Here is a 17,336-nt window from a genome sequence, read left to right on the forward strand (position 1 = left end):
GGGGACTACTCTGCCTGGCGGGCGCCAAGCCATGGCTGCGTCGCGAGCGTGCGTTGCATGCAGCGACCGACCAGGCCACGCTCCTGCCGAGTCCCGAGTCCCGAGTCCCGAGTCCCGAGTCCCGAGTCCCCATTCCCCATTCCCCATTCCCGCTACCGCACATGCCTGTCGATCCAGCGCAGCAGGCATTCGCTCAGGCCGGGCCTGGCCGGCACCGACAGCGCGGCGCTGCGTGCGAAGCCGGCCGCGGCCTGGGCGAACTCCTGTTTTGCGCGCCGCATTGCCTGCTGCGCCGCCGCCTGCTGCTGGCGCAACTGCACGATGTGCAGCGACGGCCGCCCGGGCGGCGCGAACTTCTGGTCGCGGCGCAGCGCATCGGCGGACAGGGTGGTGGCGTGCGCGGCGTGCAGCAGCGCCTGTCTGGCCTGGAGCAATTGCAGCAGCCAGTGCCCGGTCTCGCTGAGCCGCCAGGGCGCGGCGGGGTCGGACGTGGCGATCAGCAACGGCGGAATCGCGGCACCGGCTAGGCCGGCGGCGCTCGCGTCCAGGCGCTGCAGCCGCTCGAGGAACTCGGCCTGCGCGAAAGCGGTGTCTGCCATGGGCGGTCCGGGAAGAAACGAGCGCGGACTGTACGCGGTTTTTGCGCGTGGGTGGCTGCTGCGCCGCTGAGGGGGCGCAGCGCGCATGCAAGCCAGGCACGCAATATCCGCACCCGCATTCGCGGCGGGCGAGCGCGCCGCGGCGACGTTCAGGCGCCTTCGGCTGGCTGTCGCGGCCGTGCTGCCTTCGCCGGGCTCGGCGAAGCCAGCCTCGGGCGCCTTTCCGGTCCGGATGCTGCCGCTTGTGGGGCGGGTTCGGTCGCGGCTGCAGCCGCTTCTGCAAGGACGTGAAGGGCTGGAGGCCGTCCCGGCCCGCAGCGCCCGCTCAGCTGCCGCCGATCGCGGTTTCCGGCGCCGCGTCGGCGGTATCGGTGGCGCGCTTCTGCGCGAACAGCCATTGCCACATCTTCGGATTGCGGTAGGTGGCGTCCCAGGCATTGTGGTTGCCTTGCGGATACTCGGTGTAGCGCACGTCGGCATCCAGGTTCTTGAACGCGCGGTAGATCTTGCGGTCGTCGTGCGGCAGCACCACGTCGTCCTCGGCGCCATGGAACATCCACACCGGGATCTGCTGCAGGCGTTCGGCCAGCGCGGTGTAGGGGTCGGGCAGTTCCGCCACCGGAGTGACCACCAGGTATTCGCGGTCCTCGTGCGGGGACAGGATCGCGCCGCACACCGGCACCAGCGCGGCGAAGCGCTGCGGCTGTTGCAGCGCGATTTCCCAGGTGCCGTAGCCGCCCATCGACATGCCGGTCAGATAGGTGCGCTGCGGGTCGCCGTTGAACTCGGCGCTGGCCGCGTCCAGCGCCTGCAGCGCCATGGTCGCGTTGACCCCGTTCCATTCCTCGTCGTCCGGTACCTGCGGCATCACCACCAGCGCCGGGAAGTCGCCCAGGTGGCGGCGCAGATACGGACCCACGCCGGCATCGGCCTGCTGCTTGCCGTCGCTGCCGCGCTCGCCGGAGCCGTGCAGGAACAGCACCACCGGCACCAGCCCCTGGCGGTGCGGCGGCGCCGGCACGAACACCTGGTAGCGGTACAGGCGACCGTCCATGGTCAGCTGGCGGGACACGAAGTGGCCGGTGGCCGGGTCGCTGGGCAGGCTGCTGCAACCGACCATCGACAGGCACAGCAGCATCAGCAACGAACGCATGGACATGGGCGGCCCTCGACGGTGGAGAGCCCCAGTATCGGCGTCCCGGCGCTTTGGCGACAGAGCGCCGTGCTGCCGGGGCCGGGGGCCGGACATGCGCCAGTCAGGCGCCGGCCGCGCAGCGTTCATCCTTGCGCGGGCGGGTCGGCGCGGTCCGGCAAGCGGCGGCGAGAAAGCCGACACATGTGCGCTGCGGGGCGATGCGGCGGCGTTCGCGGCAATGCGCACGCCATGCAGGTCGGCCTACAGCAGCACCAGCGTCGCCAGGCCGAGGAAGCTGAGGAAGCCCATCACGTCGGTCAGGGTGGTCAGGATCACGCCGCCGGCCAGCGCCGGATCGAAGCCCAGGCGCTTGAGCGTCAGCGGCACCAGCACGCCGCCGAGCGCGGCGGTGAGCAGGTTGATGGTCAGCGCCGAGCCGATCACCAGCGACAGCAGCGGCTGCTTGAACCACGCCAGCACGATCAGGCCCAGGCCGATGCCCAGCGCCAGGCCGTTGATCAGCGCCACCGCCAGTTCCTTGCGCAGCAGCACGGTGAAGTTGGAAGCGCCGATCTGGCCCAGCGCCAGGCCGCGCACCATCAGCGCCAGCACCTGGGTGCCGGCGTTGCCGCCCATGCCGGCGACGATCGGCATCAGCGCGGCCAGCGCCACCAGCTTGGAGATGGTGCCCTCGAACTGGCTGACCACGCTGGAGGCGATGAACGCGGTGCCCAGGTTGATGGTCAGCCACAGCAGGCGGCGCCGGAACGCGCGCCGCACCGGGCTGAACATGTCCTCGTCCTCGTCCAGGCCGGCGGCGCTCATCGCCTGGTGCTCGGCCTGGTCGCGGATGATGTCGACCACGTCGTCGATGGTGATGCGGCCGAGCAGGATGTTGTTGTCGTCCACCACCGGCGCGGAGATCCAGTCGTGGTCGGAGAATTGCCGCGCGACCTCGTCGGCGCCTTCGCCCACGTCGATGGCCGGCTGCTCGTCGTCGATCAGCCGGTTGATCGGGGTGGAATCCTCGTGGGTGACCAGCGCGGCCAGCGACACCCGGCCCAGGTACTGGTGGCGGCGGCTGACCACGAACAGGTGATCGGTATGGTCGGGCAGTTCGCCGCGCAGGCGCAGGTAGCGCAGCACCACGTCGACGTTGACGTCGGCGCGCACGGTGACCACGTCCGGGTTCATCAGGCGCCCGGCACTGTCCTCGGGATAGGACAGCACCTGTTCCAGGCGCTCGCGGTTCTCGCGGTCCATCGACTTGAGCACTTCGTCGATGACCGTGTCGGGCAGATCCTCGACCAGGTTGGCCAGGTCGTCGATGTCGAGGTCTTCGACCGCGGCGACGATCTCGTCCGGGTCCATGTCCGCGAGCAGGCTTTCGCGCACTTCCTCGCCGACGTGCAGCAGCACTTCGCCATCGTCTTCCGGGTCGACCAGGCCCCACACCACCACGCGCTTGCCGGGCGGCAGCGACTCCAGCAGGTTGCCGATCTCGGCCGGCGCCAGCGTATTGACCAGCCGCCGCACCGGGCCCAGGCGCCCGCTGTCCAGCGCATCGGACAGCAAACGCAGCTGCCGCGCGGTCTTGTCGTGGCGGACGGCATCGGCCATGCGCTGCTCCTGAAAGTGGAAGGCCGCGCGCCGAAGGCTCGCGGTGGGTCAGATGTTCATCGCAACATTATCGCCTGCATGTTGCGGGAAGCACAGCGCTTGTGGGGCCGGGACTCGGGACCGGGGACTCGGGACTTGGGGTGATCGCTAGTGCATGCACTCCCTGTGCTGTTGCGAGATTATGCGATTGCGCAAGGCATCGCCGACGCGACGCATCGACCGCCTGTCGTGTTCGACGAATCGCTTGTGCCGTCGCTTTTCCGGGTCCCGGGTCCCGACTCAAGCGCAGAGACGCTCGCACTCGCGATCAACCACCCGAGTCCCGAGTCCCGAGTCCCGAGTCCCGGCTCCAGCGCTCGATGCCCTTGCGGTCGCGCGCCTGCAGCAGCTTGGCGCCGCGCAGGCGCAGCGCCTGCAGGTCGGTGTCGCGGATCACCCGGCGCACTTCCAGCATCGTCGCCGGGTGCAGGCTGAACTCGCGCAGCCCCAGCGCCAGCAGGATCGGGGTCAGCGCCGGATCGCCGGCGATTTCGCCGCACACCGCCACCGGTTTGGCGTGGGCCTGGCCGGTGGCGATGACCTGCGCGATCAGGCGCAGCACCGCCGGGTGCAGCGGCGAATACAGCTCGCCCAGCGCTTCGTTGTTGCGGTCGGCGGCGAGCAGGTACTGCACCAGGTCGTTGGTGCCGATCGACAGGAAGTCGATGGCGTCGATGAAGGTGTCCAGCGCGATCGCCGCGGCGGGCACCTCGATCATCGCGCCGATCTGCACCTGCTCGGCGATGGCGTGGCCCTCGCGGCGCAGCTGCGCGGCGATGCGCTTGAGATGCCGGCGCATCGCCATGATCTCCTCGCGCGCGCTGATCATCGGCACCAGCACGCGCACCGGGCCGTAGCCGGAGGCGCGCAGGATCGCGCGCAGCTGCGTGTCCGAGACCTTCGGCCGGGCCAGCGACAGGCGCACGCCGCGCAGGCCCAGTGCCGGGTTCTGCTCGTTGCTCATGGTCAGGCCGGTGCGGTCGGCCTTGTCCGCGCCCAGGTCCAGGGTGCGGATGGTCACCGGCCGCCCGCTCATGCCGAGCACCGCGTCGCGGTAGGTGCGGAACTGTTCTTCCTCGTCGGGCAGCGCGTCGCGCTGCAGGAACAGGAATTCGGTGCGGTACAGGCCCAGGCCGTCGGCGCCGAGCGCATGCGCGCGGGCCACGTCGTCGCGCGACTCGGCGTTGGCCAGCAGCACGATATCGACCCCGTCCAGGGTGCGGCTGGGCTTGGAGCGCAGCTTGCCGAGACCGCGTTGCAGCCTGGCCTGGTCGCGCACGCGGGTGCGGTAGTCGCGCAGGTCGTCGGGCGTGGGCTCGACGATCACCGCGCCCTGCACGCCGTCGACGATCAGCACGTCGCCGTCGTTGATCTTCTGCAGCGCATCGGCGACGCCGACCACCAGCGGCAGGTGCAGGCTGCGCGCCAGGATCGCGCTGTGCGACAGCGCGCTGCCGGCGCTGGTGACGATGCCGACCACGCCCTGCGCCTGCAATTGCGCCAGTTCCGACGGCGCCACGTTCTCGCACACCAGGATCTCGCCGGCCAGGCCGGCGCTGTCGGGCTGGCGCTTCTGCAGGTACGCGTGGATGCGCCCGATCACATGGTCCAGATCGTCCATGCGGCTTTTCAGGTAGGCGTCTTCCATGGCGTCGAACACGGTCGCCAGGCGGTCGCGCTGCAGGCGCAGGGCGTAGTCGGCGCTGTAGCGGCCGGTGCGGATCAGCTCGTCCAGGCCGTGCAGCAGTTCCGGGTCATCCAGCAGCAGCGCGTGCAGGTCGAGGAATTCGCCGACCTCCTTGGCCAGGGCGCCATGCAGGCGCTGGCGCAGGCCGTGCATCTCCTCGCGCGCGGCGTTCACCGCCAGGTGCAGGCGTTCCAGTTCCTCGGGAATCTGCGCTGCGCCGATGCGTTGTTCGGCCACGTCCAGCGCATGCGGCAGGCGCACGCGCGCGCGGCCCAGCGCGTTGCCGCGCGAGGCGCCATGGCCGGCGATGCGCAGGCTCATCGCGCGCACCCGCGTCGGCGCGACGGCCGGTGCCGCATGCTCAGCTGTCCTCGTCGAAGCGCCGCTCGAACAGGCCGACCACGGCCTCCAGCGCATCGGCTTCGTCGGCGCCGTCCACCCGCACCGTCACCGGCGTGCCCTGCGCGGCGGCCAGCAGCATCACGCCCATGATGCTCTTGGCGTTGACCTCGCGGCCCTTGGCCGCGAGCGTGGCGTTGCAGCGGAACGAGGACAGCGTCTGCACCAGCTTGGCGGTCGCGCGCGCATGCAGGCCCAGTCGGTTGGATACGATGAGTTCGCGTTCAAGCATCGTCGATCACCACTCCATTGCGCGAGCCAGCGGCCGCGGTCGCGGGCAACTGGTCCAGCCCCTGTTCGGGGTAGTTCATGATCCGCAGCAGCATCGGCAGGCTCAGCGCCGAGACGCGCCGCACCGGCGTGCCGAGGCGGGCGAGCTTCGTCGCCAGGTTGCTCGGGCTGGCGCCGTACAGGTCGGTCACGACCAGCACGCCGTCGCCGTCATCGACCCGCCGCAACGCCGCCGACGCCTGCGGCAGCAGCGCATCCAGATCGGCATCGAGCGGAACTTCGAACGCTTCGGTCTTCAGCGGCAACTGCCGCAACAATCCGGTGGCCACGCGCAACAGCGACGCGCCCACACCGGGATGAGTAATCAGGAGAATGCCACAGGCCATGGGAGAACGTTAACAGGTCGGGCAGGGCGCAGGGAATGGTTCGGGACTCGGGACCGGGGACTCGGGACTCGATCGCGAGTGCGAGTGCGGGCGTTGTCTGCGATCAGGCGCTCTTCGCTTTTCCGAGTCCCGAGTCCCCGGTCCCGGCCCCACTCAATCCTGCTCGCGATGAAACGTCGCCACCTCCGGCCAGCCCTGCTCGCGCGCGTGGCGCGCCAGGCGTTCGGCCAGGTACACCGAGCGGTGCTTGCCGCCGGTGCAGCCGAAGGCGATGGTGACGTAGCTGCGGGTGTCGTTGCGCAGCCGCGGCAGCCAGGTGTCGAGCAGGTCGACGATCTGCGCGGTGTACCGCTGCACGTCCGGTTGCGCGTCCAGGTAGTCGCGCACGCCGCTGTCGCGGCCGGTCAGCGGGCGCAACTGCGGATCCCAGTGCGGATTGGGCAGCACCCGCGCGTCGAACACGAAGTCCGCTTCGGCCGGCACGCCGCGTTTGTAGGCGAAGGACTCGAACAGCAGCGACAGGCTGTTCTCGTTGGTCAACGCGAACTCGGTGGTCACCCGCCGGCGCAGCTGGTGCACGTTGAGCGTGCTGGTGTCGATCACCGCGTCGGCCTCGCGGCGCAGCGGTTCGGTGAGCGCGCGTTCGCGCTCGATCGCCTCGGGCAGCGACAGGCCCAGGTGCGACAGCGGGTGCCGGCGGCGGGTGTCGGCGTAGCGCTTGATCAGCGCCTCGTCGGTGGCGTCGAAGAACAGCAGCCGCGCGTCCAGGCCGAACTGCGCCACCGCCTCGCGCCAGCGCGACAGCTGCGCCAGGTCGCTGTGGCGGCTGCGCACGTCGATGCCCACCGCCAGCTTGCCGGGGCCGACGTCGTCGCGCACCAGGCTCTTGACGAAGGCCGGCAGCAGTTCCACCGGCAGGTTGTCGACGCAGTAGTAGTCCAGGTCCTCGAAGGTCTTCAGCGCCACCGATTTGCCGGAGCCGGACAGGCCGCTGACGATCACCAGGGTGGAGGTGTTCGCCACCGCGTTCATGGCGTGCGCCGTTCGAGCAGGTTGCTGTGGCGGGCGATGAACATCGCCGCCGGGTCGATGCCCTTGGTGCGCAGGATGTGCAGGCGCGTGGCGGCCTCGGTCAGCACCGCCAGGTTGCGCCCGGGCATCACCGGCAGGGTGATCAGCGGCACGTCCAGGTCCAGCACGTGGCGGGTGCCGGAATCGCCGGTCAGGCGCTCGTAGCCATGCGGGGTCGGTTCGGTCATGGGCCGGGTCAGGTGCACGATCAGGCGAAGATACTTGTTCTTCTTTACAGCGGTGTCGCCGAACATGTCGCGCACGTTGAGCACGCCCAGGCCGCGCACTTCCAGCAGGTCCTGCAGCAGTTCCGGGCAGGTGCCGTCGAGCACGTCGGGGGCGATCTGGGTGAACTCGGGGGCGTCGTCGGCGACCAGCCGATGGCCGCGGCTGAGCAGTTCCAGCGCCAGCTCGCTCTTGCCGGAGCCGGCCTCGCCGGTGATCAGCACGCCGATCGAGTAGATCTCCATGAACACCCCGTGCAGGATCACCCGCGGCGCCAGCGTGCGCGCCAGGTGATAGGAGAGGTGGTTGAGCAGTTCGTGGCCGCGCTTGGGCGAGCCCCACAGCGGCGTATCGGATTCGTCGGCGGCCGCGCGCAGGTCTTCCGGGCACGACTGGTTCTTGGTGATCACCAGCGCCAGCGGCCGCACCTGCACGATCTTCTCGATGGTCTCCCAGCGCTGGCGCGAATCCAGCGAATCCAGCCAGGCCAGTTCCTCGGTGCCGAGGATCTGCACCTTGTTCGGGTAGATCGTATTGAGATAGCCGGCCAGCGACGGGCGCCGCGACACCGCGTTGCCGGCTTCCAGCTCGCGGTGTTCGCCCTTCTGCCCGCCCAGCCAGCGCAGGCCGAGCCGGTCGCGTTGCTGGTCGAACAGTTCGCGGGCGGTGATGCTGGTATTCATGCTCATGCGGCGCTGGCCTGGGGGGCGCCGCCGAGCAGGTCGTGCAGCGCGGCAGCGTCGGGGGCGCGGCGCAGCGCGGCGCGGAAGCGCTCGTCGGAGAACTGTTCGGCCAGTTCCGACAACAGCATCAGGTGTTGGTGGGTGTAGTGCGCGGGCACGGCCATGGCGAAGATCAGGTCGACCTGCGCGCCGTGGCCATCGAAGTCGATCGGCTGGTCCAGCCGCAACAGCGCGCCACGCGGCGCGTCCAGATGCGGGGCGCGGCCGTGCGGGATGGCGATGCCATGGCCGATGGCGGTGCTGCCCAGTTGTTCGCGCTCGCGCAGGCTGGCGAAGAGTTCGTCGCAACCGGCCTGGGGACAGGCCAGCAGGCCGGCGGCGGTTCGCAGCAGGGTGTCGCGATCGGCGGCCGGCAGCACCTGGGTGCGGACGGCCGCTAACAGCTCGGTCAGAGGCATGGATCGGTCAACGGCATGGCAGGAGCGAGGTGTGCAGGATCACACGATATTGTCGCGCACCTCGGCGGCGTGGTGGTCCTGTTTCTTTTCCTTGTGCTTGATGATCAGCCGGTCGAGCTTGTCGGCGAGCAGGTCGATCGCCGCGTACATGGTCTGCGCGCTGGCATCGGCGTGCAGGGTGCGGCCGGGAACGTTGACGGTGGCCTCGACGTGATGGTCGGGCTTGCGCAGCGCCAGCTGGGCGCGGACCTCGATGGTTTCCTCGTAATGCCGCTTCAGCCGCTGCAGCTTGGTCTCCACGTACTCGCGCAAGGCGGGGGTGACTTCGATCTGCTGGCCGTAGGTCTCGATACGCATCGGATACTCCTTGGTTCGGGATTCACCTATGAACCATTGCCGCCGCCGCCGACGCTCAACCGATACGGACGCGTTCGTGGGAAGCGGAAATGTTCATGGCCTCACGATACTTCGCAACCGTGCGCCGCGCCACCGGCACGCCGGCGCCTTTCAGCAGGTCGGCCAGCTTGGCGTCAGAAAGCGGCTTGCGCGGGTTCTCGGCGTCGATCAGGCGCCGGATCATCGCCTGAATGGCGGTGCTGGAGGCTTCGCCGCCGCTGTCGGTGTCGATGCCGGAGGCGAAGAAGGCGCGCAGCGGGATGGTGCCGCGCGGGGTGCGCACGTACTTGCGGGCGATGGCGCGGGAGATGGTGCTCTCGTGCAGGCCCAGTTCGCCGGCGATCTCGCGCAGGGTCAGCGGGCGCAGCGCCTGTTCGCCGAATTCGAGGAAGCCGGCCTGCTGGCGCAGCAGGCAGCGGGTCACCTTGAGCAGGGTCTCGCCGCGCGCCTCCAGGCTCTTCAGCAGCCAGCGCGCCTCCTGCAACTGGCCGCGCAGGTAGCCGGCGTCGCTTTCGCCGCACTGGCGGATCAGCTGTTCGTAGCCGCGGTGGATGGTGACCTTGGGCCGCGCGTGCCCGGCCAGCGCCGCGTGCCAGACGCCGCGCTGGCGCCAGATCACGCAGTCGGGCACCACGTAGGTGTCGGCGCCGAGGTCGCCGACCTGCTTGCCCGGGCGCGGGTCCAGCGAGCGCAGCAGCGTGACCGCGGTCTCCACCGCCGAGGCCGGGCGCTTGAGGTCGTGGGCGATGCCGGCGATGCCGCTGCGCGGCAGTTTCTCCAGCGGGCCGTTGGCGATGGCGCGCGCCAGTTCCAGCCCGGGCGTGTCCGCGGGCAGCACGTCCAGCTGCAGGTTCAGGCATTCGCCCAGCGTGCGCGCGGCGATGCCGACCGGGTCGAAGCGCTGGATCTGGTGCAGCACGGTGCCGATTTCCTCCTCTTCGGCGACGATGTCCGGCTGCAAGGTTTCGGCGATCGCGGCCAGCGGTTCGCGCAGGTAGCCGTCGTCGTCGAGCGCGTCGATCAGCGCTGCGCCGATGCTGCGGTCGCGCGGCGACAGGTGCGACAGGTGCAGCTGCCACAGCAGGTGGTCGATCAGCGTGTCGGGTTCGGCCACGCGCTCGGCGGCGCTGCCCATGTCGTCGTCGTCGTCGAAGGAGCCGCCGTTGCCGCTGCTCCAGGCCGGTTCGGCATCGGACCAGTCGTCGCTGTCGTGCTGCGGCACGTTGTCCAGCGTATCGCCGGCCGGCGGCGCGGCGTCGGCCTCGCCTTCGGCATTGCCGGCGCCGGCGATCTCGAACGTGGGCGCGGCGTCTTCGGCCCATTCCAGCAGCGGATTGCTCTCCACCGCCTCGGCGATCTCCACTTCCAGTTCGGCGCTGGACATCTGCAACAGCTTGATCGCCTGCCGCAACTGCGGCGTCATGACCAGATGCTGTCCCAGCGATGTCTGCAGCCGTGCTTTCATGCCGTAAGTGCCGTGTGTCGCTTGCCTTTATATCAAATGTAAGAAGGTAATTGAGCAGGAGGCAAAAGGATTGGGTCTGAATTGGGTGAGTTGTAAAGTAATCCTATGATCGTAACTGTATATCGATTGCGGCTAAGTCCTTGAGATTTTTTTCCTGTTGACTCTGTGTGAAGCGTGTGTTAGAAAAAAAGCGGCGCCAGCATATCGCTGGCGCCTACGATGATTGTAATGACAAATGGAGTTTGTACTATGGCTTTCGTCGGTTCTGCTTTAAAGAATTCTCTCAAAGTTTTTCCCTTCGTGGCTATTCTTGCTTTTAGTAATTCTGCTTGGGCCAGTAGCTCTGTAACTATCGGTGGGCATACGACAACGTGCGACAATAGTTGTGTAGTGACTTTTAGTGGCGGAGGTAATTATTCGATCAGCGATTGTTGTGGTGGCCAAATTCACACCACATACAATACTCCGGGCACTAAACCTAACGGCTGATTTTTATTCTTTTGCTTAGCATCGGGGTTGTGATGAAGGGTAAGCATTTTATTTTTTCAGGTATTCTCGTCGCAATCCCGATTATTATCTGGGTGTGGAATTTTAGGTCGTTTGATTTTTTGCGCCCCCACGAATCGAATGTGCCTAAGTCTTTGAAAGCAAAAAATTTGTTTGGGTCCATGGACGGGCGGGCTTCGTCAAATCAGGCGGCGCAGAATGGTTCAGGAGATTCCACTGCAGGAGTGGAATTAAGTGGTGATTCATCCCGCCATTCTAGCAAGCAAGGACCCTTTGATGGCGAGAGTGTTTTGATCACCGGGGATGCTATTTCTTTGGGTAAAGCTAAAGCGCTTTTTGACAATAAAAATTTTCCTTCGCTATTGAAAGGTTTTCAGTTAAAATATTCAGGTGACCCTGAGGCCCAGTCGCTAAAAAAAATATACTTCTCTGAGTTAAATCGGCAGCTATCGAAGCGCGACGACATTCGTGGTGTCGATTTTGAATGCGGTGTCACGGTCTGCGTGGGCGCATTGCGTATTGGGGGTGGATTCGATGATCCCGATCTTGTGGGTAATGTTCTTGGGAAATCGAATCCGGTCTATGGGCTTATTGAGACTTCCGTTGTGGTTGATGGAATGACTGAAAAAAGATTCTTTTTCTCTGTCGATCCGCAAGTCCATTCGATTTCGTCAAATTAATCAATTTTTTAAAGTCTGAAAGTTTCACCGAGATAGACACGGCGGACGTCGCTATTGGCCAGCAGCGCTTCCGGCGCCCCCTGCGCCAACACGCTGCCTTCGTTGAGGATATACGCCCGGTCGCAGATTCCCAAGGTTTCGCGCACGTTGTGGTCGGTGATGAGCACGCCGATGCCGCGTTGCTTGAGGTGGGTGACGATGCGCTGGATCTCGCCGACCGAGATCGGATCGACGCCGGCGAAGGGTTCGTCGAGCAGCATCAGCCGCGGCTTGGCCGCCAGCGCGCGGGCGATCTCGCAGCGGCGGCGCTCGCCGCCGGACAGGCTGGCGCCGAGCTGGTCGGCGACGTGGCCGATCTGCAATTCGTCCAGCAGCGAGGACAGTTCGCGCTCGCGGCCGGCGTCGTCCAGGTCCTCGCGCAGTTCCAGCACCAGGCGGATGTTGTCGGCCACGCTGAGCTTGCGGAACACCGACGGCTCCTGCGGCAGGTAGCCGACGCCGAGCTTGGCGCGCTTGTACATCGGCAGCGCGGTGATGTCGTTGCCGTCGAGCACGATGCGCCCGGCATCGGCCTCGACCAGGCCGACGATCATGTAGAAGCAGGTGGTCTTGCCGGCGCCGTTGGGGCCGAGCAGGCCGACCACTTCGCCCGCCTCCAGGGTCAGGGCGAACTCGCGCACGACCTCGCGCTGCTTGTAGCGCTTGCGCAGGCCTTCGGCGAGCAGCATCACTGGCCTCCTTGCTTGGCCGGGGTGGCAGGCTTGGCCGGCGTCGCGGCGGGCTTGGCGGCCGGCTTGGCGCCAGCGGCGGGAGCGCCGGCCGGCGCCGCGTTCTTTGGCTGGATCACGGTGTGCACGCGGGTGCCGTCGCCGCCGCCCTGCATGTCGCCGGTCTTGGTGTTGTAGACCATGCGCTGGCCGGCATTGGTGCCCTTGGGCGAGGTCATGCGGTAGTTGCCGGTGAGGATCACCGTGTCGTTCGACATGGTGTAGTCGATGTTGTCGGCGACGCCGTCCATCGGCGAGCCATCGTCCATCAGCTGCTTCAAGGTCGCCTGCTTGCCCTTGAGTAGCACGCGATCGATGTCGCCATTCTTGCGGAAGATGTCGGCCGTGTCGGCATGTACTTCCAGCGTGCCCTGAATGATGATGACGTTGCCCGACAGGTGGCATTTGCCGTTGTCGTCGATCATGTTGCAATCACTGGCATCGGACTTGATGTCCATCGGCTGGTTGCGATCGGACGACTTGGCCATCGCCAGTGCGGGCAGCAGCAGGGCGAGCAGCGCGAGCTTAGCGGGCAGCGTTGGGTTCATAGCGGGATTTGACCTGTGAAAGGAGCTTGTACTGCCGGGACTTCAAGTCGACCTCGAAGCCGACGCCGGACTGCATCATACCGGGCCGGGTCATGGTGACCGGTTCGGCGGTGCGCGCGGTGTTGGTCTGCGGGAAGACGTCCAGGCTCTGGGTACGGAAGGTGGTGGGCGGGATGCTGGGCACCTTGGGGCTGTCGCCGGCGACGTCGCCGCGCAGGCGCAGTTCGGTGCCGTCGGCGCTGACCCAGCCGGTCTTGCTGCGCATTTCCCAGTGCTGGCCGTTGGCGTCCGGCATCAGGAACAGCGGGGTTTCGATCGCCATGGTCTGGTCGGCGCGGCTGCGTTCCATCTGCGGCGCGCGCAGGGTCATCGACTCCTTGCCCTGCTTGTCCAGCGCGACGATCTGGAAATCGTGCGCGATGTAGTCCGAGCGGGCCTCGGCGTCGCTCGTCGGCACCCGCTTGCTGCGCTGGTGCCAGGCCGACCAGCCGCTGACCACGGCCGCGACCAGCAGCAGGCCGCCGAGAACGGTGCGCCAGTTCATGCGCCATGCTCCTGCAGCAGGGAAGGGACGTGGCCTTGCGCGGCCAGCAGCACGTCGCACAGCTCGCGTGCGGCGCCTTCGCCGCCGCGGGCGCGGGTCAGCCAGTGCACGTGCTCGGCGGTCCACGGATGCGCATTGGCCGGGGCCACCGCCAGCCCAACCACGCGCAGCGGCGCCAGGTCCGGCAGGTCGTCGCCCATGAAGCACACCTGGTCCAGGCTCAATCCGCGTTCGTCGCACAGCGCCTGCACCCCGGCGCGCTTGTCCTTGACCCCGATCTGCACCAGCAGGCCCAGTTCCTGGCCGCGCTTCTCCGCCGCCAGGCTGGGCCGCGCGGTGATCAACGCGACCTCGATGCCGTGCCGGCGCAGCTGCACCAGGCCCTGGCCGTCGAGCACGTTGAACGCCTTGCTCTCGTTGCCGTCGCGGTCGTAGTACAGGCGCCCGTCGGTCAGCGTGCCGTCCACGTCGAAGCAGGCCAGGCGGATGCGGGCGGCGCGGTCGATCAGGTCGGCGGGAAGGTCGGCTAGCGGGGAATAGGGCATGGTTCGCTATATCGGGGCGGGAAGGCCGGCTTTCCAGCAGGCCAGGGCCAGCGGCGCAGGGCGCCGGCAGGCGGTGAACAAGTTCAGGCTGTTAAACCACTCTGGCGCGCAACAGGTCGTGAATGTTGAGCGCGCCGACCGCGCGGCCGTCGCCGTCGACCACGATCAGGCCGGTGATCTTGTGGGTTTCCATCAGCCGTGCGGCCTCGGCGGCGAGCTGGTCGGCGCCGATCGTGCGCGGCTGCCGGGTCATCACGTCGGCGATGCGGGTCTGGCGCACGTCCAGCGCGCTGTCCAGGGTGCGGCGCAGGTCGCCGTCGGTGAACAGGCCGAGCAGGCGCCCGTCGTCATCGACCACCGCGGTCATGCCCAGGCGCTTGCGGCTCATCTCCACCAGCGCCTCGCTGAGGCTGGCGTCCTCGCGCACCTGCGGCAGCTCGTCGCCGCCGTGCATCACGTCGGTGATGTGCAGCAGCAGGCGCCGGCCCAGGCTGCCGGCCGGGTGCGAGCGGGCGAAATCGTCGGCGGTGAAGCCGCGCGCGTCCAGCAGCGCCACCGCCAGCGCATCGCCCAGCGCCAGCGAGGCGGTGGTGCTGGAGGTCGGCGCCAGGTCCAGCGGGCAGGCCTCGGCCGGCACGCTGACGTCCAGGTGCAGGTCGGCCTCGCGGGCCAGTGTGGACCGGGCGTGGCCGGTCATCGCGATCACCGCGTTGCCCTGGCGCTTGAGCACCGGCAGCAGCATCAGGATCTCGTCGGATTCGCCGGAATAGGACAACGCCAGGACCACGTCGGCATCGGTGATCATGCCCAGGTCGCCGTGCCCGGCCTCGCCCGGATGCACGTAGAACGCCGGGGTACCGGTGGAGGCGAGGGTGGCGGCGATCTTGCGCGCCACGTGCCCGGACTTGCCCATGCCGGTGGCGACCACGCGCCCGTGCGAGGCCAGGATCAGCCGGCAGGCGGCGGCGAACGCGGCGCCGATGCGCGCGCCGACCGCGCCCAGCGCGGCCTGCTCGATCTCGACCACGCGGCGGCCGCTGGCGACCAGGCTGGCGTCGTCGGTCGCGGCGGGGGACAGGGGCGATACAGCCATGCGGATGCCGGTCGGAGGGTAGAATGGCCGATCATTTTATTAGGAAAGCCCGTTGGACGCCGAAACCATCCGTAAACTGATCGAGGCCGGCCTGCCCGGCGCGCGCGTGCAGGTGCAGGGCGACGACGGCGTGCACTTCGAGGCCACCGTGGTCAGCGCCGCGTTCGCCGGCAAGCTGCCGCTGGCCCGCCACCGCATGGTCTACGCGACGCTGGGCGAGCTGATGGGCGGGGCGATCCATGCGCTGGCGCTGACCACGCTGACCCCCGAGCAGGCCGGCTGAGCCGCGTTCCGTTCCGTTTCTTCTTTTCCAATCCCCCGAGACCCATGGCCAAAATCGTAGTGACCGGCGGCAACCCGCTGCACGGTGAAGTGAACATTTCCGGCGCCAAGAACGCGGTGCTGCCGATCCTGTGCGCGACCCTGCTGGCCGATGCGCCGGTGGAGATCACCAACGTGCCGCAACTGCACGACGTGATCACCACGGTGAAGCTGCTCGGCGAACTGGGCGCCGAAGTCACCATCGACGAAGGCACCCTGGCGCGCGGCAGCGCGATCACCGTCGATCCGCGCAAGGTTGACCAGCACGTCGCGCCGTACGAACTGGTGCGCACCATGCGCGCCTCGATCCTGGTGCTGGGCCCGTTGCTGGCCAAGTTCGGCGCGGCCGAAGTGTCGCTGCCCGGCGGCTGCGCGATCGGCTCGCGGCCGGTGGACCAGCACATCAAGGGCCTGCAGGCGCTGGGCGCGGAGATCAGCGTCGAGAACGGCTACATCAAGGCCACCAGCAACGGCCGGCTCAAGGGCGGCCGCTACGTGTTCGACATGGTCAGCGTCACCGGCACCGAGAACGTGCTGATGGCCGCGACCCTGGCCGACGGCACCACGGTGCTGGAGAACGCGGCGATGGAGCCGGAAGTCACCGACCTGGCCGACTGCCTGATCGCGCTCGGCGCCAGGATCGAAGGCGCCGGCACCCCGCACATCGTGGTGCGCGGCGTGGAGCGCCTGTCCGGCGGCCGCCACGCGGTGCTGCCCGACCGCATCGAGACCGGCACCTTCCTGGTCGCCGCGGCGATGACCGGCGGCAGCGTCACCGTGCGCCGCGCGCGCGCCGACACGCTCGACGCGGTGCTCGACAAGCTGAGCGAGGCCGGCGCCACAATCGAGACCGGGCCGGACTGGATCCGCCTGGACATGCACGGCAAGCGTCCGCGCGCGGTCAGCCTGACCACCGCGCCGTACCCGGCGTTCCCGACCGACATGCAGGCGCAATTCATGGCGCTCAACTGCGTGGCCGACGGCGTCGGCGTGATCAACGAGACGATCTTCGAGAACCGTTTCATGCACGTCAACGAACTGCTGCGCCTGGGCGCGGACATCCAGGTCGAAGGCCATACCGCGATCGTGCGCGGCAGCGAGCGGCTCAGCGGCGCGCCGGTGATGGCCACCGACCTGCGCGCCTCGGCCTCGCTGATCCTGGCCGGGCTGGTCGCCGACGGCGACACCACCATCGACCGCATCTACCACCTGGACCGTGGCTACGAGAACATCGAGGAGAAGCTGGGGGCGCTGGGCGCGTCCATCCGGCGCATCGCATGATCCTCAAGGGCCGCTTCACCCGCCGGCGCAAGGTGCTGCTGGCGGTGGTGATCCTGGTGCTGGCCTGGGTCGGCTACGCCTGGCAGGCCGGCATCGCCATCACTCAGGGCATCGAACAGCGCGACATGGACTGGAACGGCGACGGCCAGGTCAGCCGCAGCGAGATCGCGCAGGCGTTCTACGCGGTCGGCGTGACCCGCACCCAGGACGGCCCGCGCCAGTGCAGCACCTTCTACTGGCGCGACAGCGGCGCGCAGATCCGCGTGGACTGCCGCACCACGTTCGCGCCGGCCGACCGCGCCAAGTAGGTCGATTCGGTTCCCATCGCCGCCGCCGCGAGCCATGCGCGGCGGCCGACGCAGGGCACTTCCCGCGATGCGCGCCAGGTATGCCGGCATCGTGCCTCGATGCCGCCGGCCGCCGCCATCCGATGCGGCGTGGCGCGCACGTGCGCGTCTGACATCCGGCACTTGCCAGGCGGCGTTTCGCCTGCAGGAAACGACGACATGACCGTTTCATGAATGAAGGCTGTTGCAGTGGCAGCAGTGCGTTCATGTACGCGGTCGTTTTTTGTCAACGCTGAGTTCCGTCGAAATTCCCGCCGCACAGGCGATTGCGCCCGCCAGTACGAATGCGCGCGCGCGGAATGTGGCGTC

General features: G+C 67.9%; 20 protein-coding genes. 4 read left to right on the forward strand and 16 right to left on the reverse strand.

Translation table 11 applies throughout. The features are described from left to right. Nucleotides 1-152: 152 nt before the first annotated feature. The 11 genes from NRY95_07175 to NRY95_07225 all read right to left on the reverse strand — a co-directional run bounded on the left by NRY95_07175 (nucleotide 153) and on the right by NRY95_07225 (nucleotide 10,394). Complete coding sequence (locus NRY95_07175; GenBank protein UYC17726.1) at nucleotides 153-599, reverse strand: hypothetical protein; 447 nt, start codon at nucleotides 597-599, stop codon at nucleotides 153-155. Nucleotides 600-924: 325 nt separating this feature from the next. Then, nucleotides 925-1,758: a prolyl oligopeptidase family serine peptidase gene (locus NRY95_07180; GenBank protein UYC17727.1), complete on the reverse strand. Its 834-nt coding sequence runs from the start codon at nucleotides 1,756-1,758 to the stop codon at nucleotides 925-927. A gap of 237 nt (nucleotides 1,759-1,995) precedes the next feature. Continuing rightward, on the reverse strand, nucleotides 1,996-3,354 hold the full coding sequence (gene mgtE / locus NRY95_07185; GenBank protein UYC17728.1) for a magnesium transporter: 1,359 nt from the start codon (nucleotides 3,352-3,354) through the stop codon (nucleotides 1,996-1,998). A 307-nt stretch (nucleotides 3,355-3,661) separates the two neighbouring features. Next, entirely contained in the window at nucleotides 3,662-5,401 is a 1,740-nt protein-coding gene (gene ptsP / locus NRY95_07190) for a phosphoenolpyruvate--protein phosphotransferase (protein ID UYC17729.1), read from the reverse strand. A 40-nt stretch (nucleotides 5,402-5,441) separates the two neighbouring features. Further along, nucleotides 5,442-5,711 carry an HPr family phosphocarrier protein gene (locus tag NRY95_07195; protein ID UYC17730.1) on the reverse strand — a complete coding sequence of 90 codons (270 nt, stop codon included), beginning with the start codon at nucleotides 5,709-5,711 and terminating at the stop codon, nucleotides 5,442-5,444. Beyond that, on the reverse strand, nucleotides 5,704-6,096 hold the full coding sequence (locus NRY95_07200; protein ID UYC17731.1) for a PTS fructose IIA subunit family protein: 393 nt from the start codon (nucleotides 6,094-6,096) through the stop codon (nucleotides 5,704-5,706). The genes NRY95_07195 and NRY95_07200 overlap by 8 nt, the downstream gene beginning before the upstream one ends. 153 nt (nucleotides 6,097-6,249) lie before the next feature. Next, entirely contained in the window at nucleotides 6,250-7,128 is an 879-nt protein-coding gene (gene rapZ / locus NRY95_07205) for an RNase adapter RapZ (protein UYC17732.1), read from the reverse strand. After that, complete coding sequence (gene hprK / locus NRY95_07210; GenBank protein UYC18532.1) at nucleotides 7,125-8,075, reverse strand: HPr(Ser) kinase/phosphatase; 951 nt, start codon at nucleotides 8,073-8,075, stop codon at nucleotides 7,125-7,127. The genes rapZ and hprK overlap by 4 nt, the downstream gene beginning before the upstream one ends. Nucleotides 8,076-8,077: 2 nt before the next feature. Then, a complete protein-coding gene (locus NRY95_07215; protein UYC17733.1) occupies nucleotides 8,078-8,533 on the reverse strand; it encodes a PTS sugar transporter subunit IIA in 456 nt (151 codons plus the stop codon). A 39-nt stretch (nucleotides 8,534-8,572) separates the two neighbouring features. Continuing rightward, the gene (gene raiA / locus NRY95_07220; protein ID UYC17734.1) at nucleotides 8,573-8,890 is read right to left on the reverse strand and encodes a ribosome-associated translation inhibitor RaiA; all 318 of its coding nucleotides are present in this window, start codon (nucleotides 8,888-8,890) and stop codon (nucleotides 8,573-8,575) included. Between the two features lie 55 nt (nucleotides 8,891-8,945). Further along, on the reverse strand, nucleotides 8,946-10,394 hold the full coding sequence (locus tag NRY95_07225; protein ID UYC17735.1) for an RNA polymerase factor sigma-54: 1,449 nt from the start codon (nucleotides 10,392-10,394) through the stop codon (nucleotides 8,946-8,948). Between the two features lie 521 nt (nucleotides 10,395-10,915). On the opposite strand from NRY95_07225, the gene NRY95_07230 reads away from it, so the two are divergent. Further along, nucleotides 10,916-11,581 carry a hypothetical protein gene (locus NRY95_07230; GenBank protein UYC17736.1) on the forward strand — a complete coding sequence of 222 codons (666 nt, stop codon included), beginning with the start codon at nucleotides 10,916-10,918 and terminating at the stop codon, nucleotides 11,579-11,581. Nucleotides 11,582-11,589: 8 nt separating this feature from the next. Here NRY95_07230 and lptB read toward each other — a convergent pair whose 3' ends face one another. From lptB to NRY95_07255, 5 genes are all read right to left on the reverse strand, one after another. Then, on the reverse strand, nucleotides 11,590-12,309 hold the full coding sequence (gene lptB, locus NRY95_07235; protein ID UYC17737.1) for an LPS export ABC transporter ATP-binding protein: 720 nt from the start codon (nucleotides 12,307-12,309) through the stop codon (nucleotides 11,590-11,592). After that, on the reverse strand, nucleotides 12,309-12,896 hold the full coding sequence (lptA, locus tag NRY95_07240; protein ID UYC17738.1) for a lipopolysaccharide transport periplasmic protein LptA: 588 nt from the start codon (nucleotides 12,894-12,896) through the stop codon (nucleotides 12,309-12,311). Before lptA ends, lptB begins: the two co-directional genes overlap by 1 nt. After that, nucleotides 12,874-13,440: an LPS export ABC transporter periplasmic protein LptC gene (gene lptC, locus NRY95_07245; protein UYC17739.1), complete on the reverse strand. Its 567-nt coding sequence runs from the start codon at nucleotides 13,438-13,440 to the stop codon at nucleotides 12,874-12,876. Before lptC ends, lptA begins: the two co-directional genes overlap by 23 nt. Then, entirely contained in the window at nucleotides 13,437-13,985 is a 549-nt protein-coding gene (locus NRY95_07250) for an HAD hydrolase family protein (GenBank protein ID UYC17740.1), read from the reverse strand. Before NRY95_07250 ends, lptC begins: the two co-directional genes overlap by 4 nt. Before the next feature lie 91 nt (nucleotides 13,986-14,076). Beyond that, nucleotides 14,077-15,078: a KpsF/GutQ family sugar-phosphate isomerase gene (locus NRY95_07255; GenBank protein ID UYC17741.1), complete on the reverse strand. Its 1,002-nt coding sequence runs from the start codon at nucleotides 15,076-15,078 to the stop codon at nucleotides 14,077-14,079. Between the two features lie 52 nt (nucleotides 15,079-15,130). Between NRY95_07255 and NRY95_07260 the strand changes: the two genes are divergently transcribed. The 3 genes from NRY95_07260 to NRY95_07270 are packed head-to-tail and all read left to right on the forward strand — an operon-like array spanning nucleotide 15,131 to nucleotide 16,988. Continuing rightward, nucleotides 15,131-15,361: a BolA/IbaG family iron-sulfur metabolism protein gene (locus tag NRY95_07260; protein ID UYC17742.1), complete on the forward strand. Its 231-nt coding sequence runs from the start codon at nucleotides 15,131-15,133 to the stop codon at nucleotides 15,359-15,361. Nucleotides 15,362-15,405: 44 nt separating this feature from the next. Continuing rightward, nucleotides 15,406-16,680: a UDP-N-acetylglucosamine 1-carboxyvinyltransferase gene (murA, locus tag NRY95_07265; protein UYC17743.1), complete on the forward strand. Its 1,275-nt coding sequence runs from the start codon at nucleotides 15,406-15,408 to the stop codon at nucleotides 16,678-16,680. Next, the gene (locus NRY95_07270) at nucleotides 16,677-16,988 is read left to right on the forward strand and encodes an EF-hand domain-containing protein (protein ID UYC17744.1); all 312 of its coding nucleotides are present in this window, start codon (nucleotides 16,677-16,679) and stop codon (nucleotides 16,986-16,988) included. The genes murA and NRY95_07270 overlap by 4 nt, the downstream gene beginning before the upstream one ends. The last annotated feature ends 348 nt before the right edge of the window (nucleotides 16,989-17,336 follow it).

Source organism: Xanthomonas campestris pv. phormiicola (assembly GCA_025666215.1).
In the GTDB taxonomy this organism is placed as follows: Bacteria; Pseudomonadota; Gammaproteobacteria; order Xanthomonadales; family Xanthomonadaceae; genus Xanthomonas_A; species Xanthomonas_A campestris_A.

Bases quoted from the DNA above. Each gene is read 5' to 3' on its own strand.
- NRY95_07175 (UYC17726.1), bottom strand. From the start codon at position 599: ATGGCAGACACCGCTTTCGCGCAGGCCGAGTTCCTCGAGCGGCTGCAG.
- NRY95_07180 (UYC17727.1), bottom strand. From the start codon at position 1,758: ATGTCCATGCGTTCGTTGCTGATGCTGCTGTGCCTGTCGATGGTCGGT.
- mgtE (UYC17728.1), bottom strand. From the start codon at position 3,354: ATGGCCGATGCCGTCCGCCACGACAAGACCGCGCGGCAGCTGCGTTTG.
- ptsP (UYC17729.1), bottom strand. From the start codon at position 5,401: ATGAGCCTGCGCATCGCCGGCCATGGCGCCTCGCGCGGCAACGCGCTG.
- NRY95_07195 (UYC17730.1), bottom strand. From the start codon at position 5,711: ATGCTTGAACGCGAACTCATCGTATCCAACCGACTGGGCCTGCATGCG.
- NRY95_07200 (UYC17731.1), bottom strand. From the start codon at position 6,096: ATGGCCTGTGGCATTCTCCTGATTACTCATCCCGGTGTGGGCGCGTCG.
- rapZ (UYC17732.1), bottom strand. From the start codon at position 7,128: ATGAACGCGGTGGCGAACACCTCCACCCTGGTGATCGTCAGCGGCCTG.
- hprK (UYC18532.1), bottom strand. From the start codon at position 8,075: ATGAATACCAGCATCACCGCCCGCGAACTGTTCGACCAGCAACGCGAC.
- NRY95_07215 (UYC17733.1), bottom strand. From the start codon at position 8,533: ATGCCTCTGACCGAGCTGTTAGCGGCCGTCCGCACCCAGGTGCTGCCG.
- raiA (UYC17734.1), bottom strand. From the start codon at position 8,890: ATGCGTATCGAGACCTACGGCCAGCAGATCGAAGTCACCCCCGCCTTG.
- NRY95_07225 (UYC17735.1), bottom strand. From the start codon at position 10,394: ATGAAAGCACGGCTGCAGACATCGCTGGGACAGCATCTGGTCATGACG.
- NRY95_07230 (UYC17736.1), top strand. From the start codon at position 10,916: ATGAAGGGTAAGCATTTTATTTTTTCAGGTATTCTCGTCGCAATCCCG.
- lptB (UYC17737.1), bottom strand. From the start codon at position 12,309: ATGCTGCTCGCCGAAGGCCTGCGCAAGCGCTACAAGCAGCGCGAGGTC.
- lptA (UYC17738.1), bottom strand. From the start codon at position 12,896: ATGAACCCAACGCTGCCCGCTAAGCTCGCGCTGCTCGCCCTGCTGCTG.
- lptC (UYC17739.1), bottom strand. From the start codon at position 13,440: ATGAACTGGCGCACCGTTCTCGGCGGCCTGCTGCTGGTCGCGGCCGTG.
- NRY95_07250 (UYC17740.1), bottom strand. From the start codon at position 13,985: ATGCCCTATTCCCCGCTAGCCGACCTTCCCGCCGACCTGATCGACCGC.
- NRY95_07255 (UYC17741.1), bottom strand. From the start codon at position 15,078: ATGGCTGTATCGCCCCTGTCCCCCGCCGCGACCGACGACGCCAGCCTG.
- murA (UYC17743.1), top strand. From the start codon at position 15,406: ATGGCCAAAATCGTAGTGACCGGCGGCAACCCGCTGCACGGTGAAGTG.
- NRY95_07270 (UYC17744.1), top strand. From the start codon at position 16,677: ATGATCCTCAAGGGCCGCTTCACCCGCCGGCGCAAGGTGCTGCTGGCG.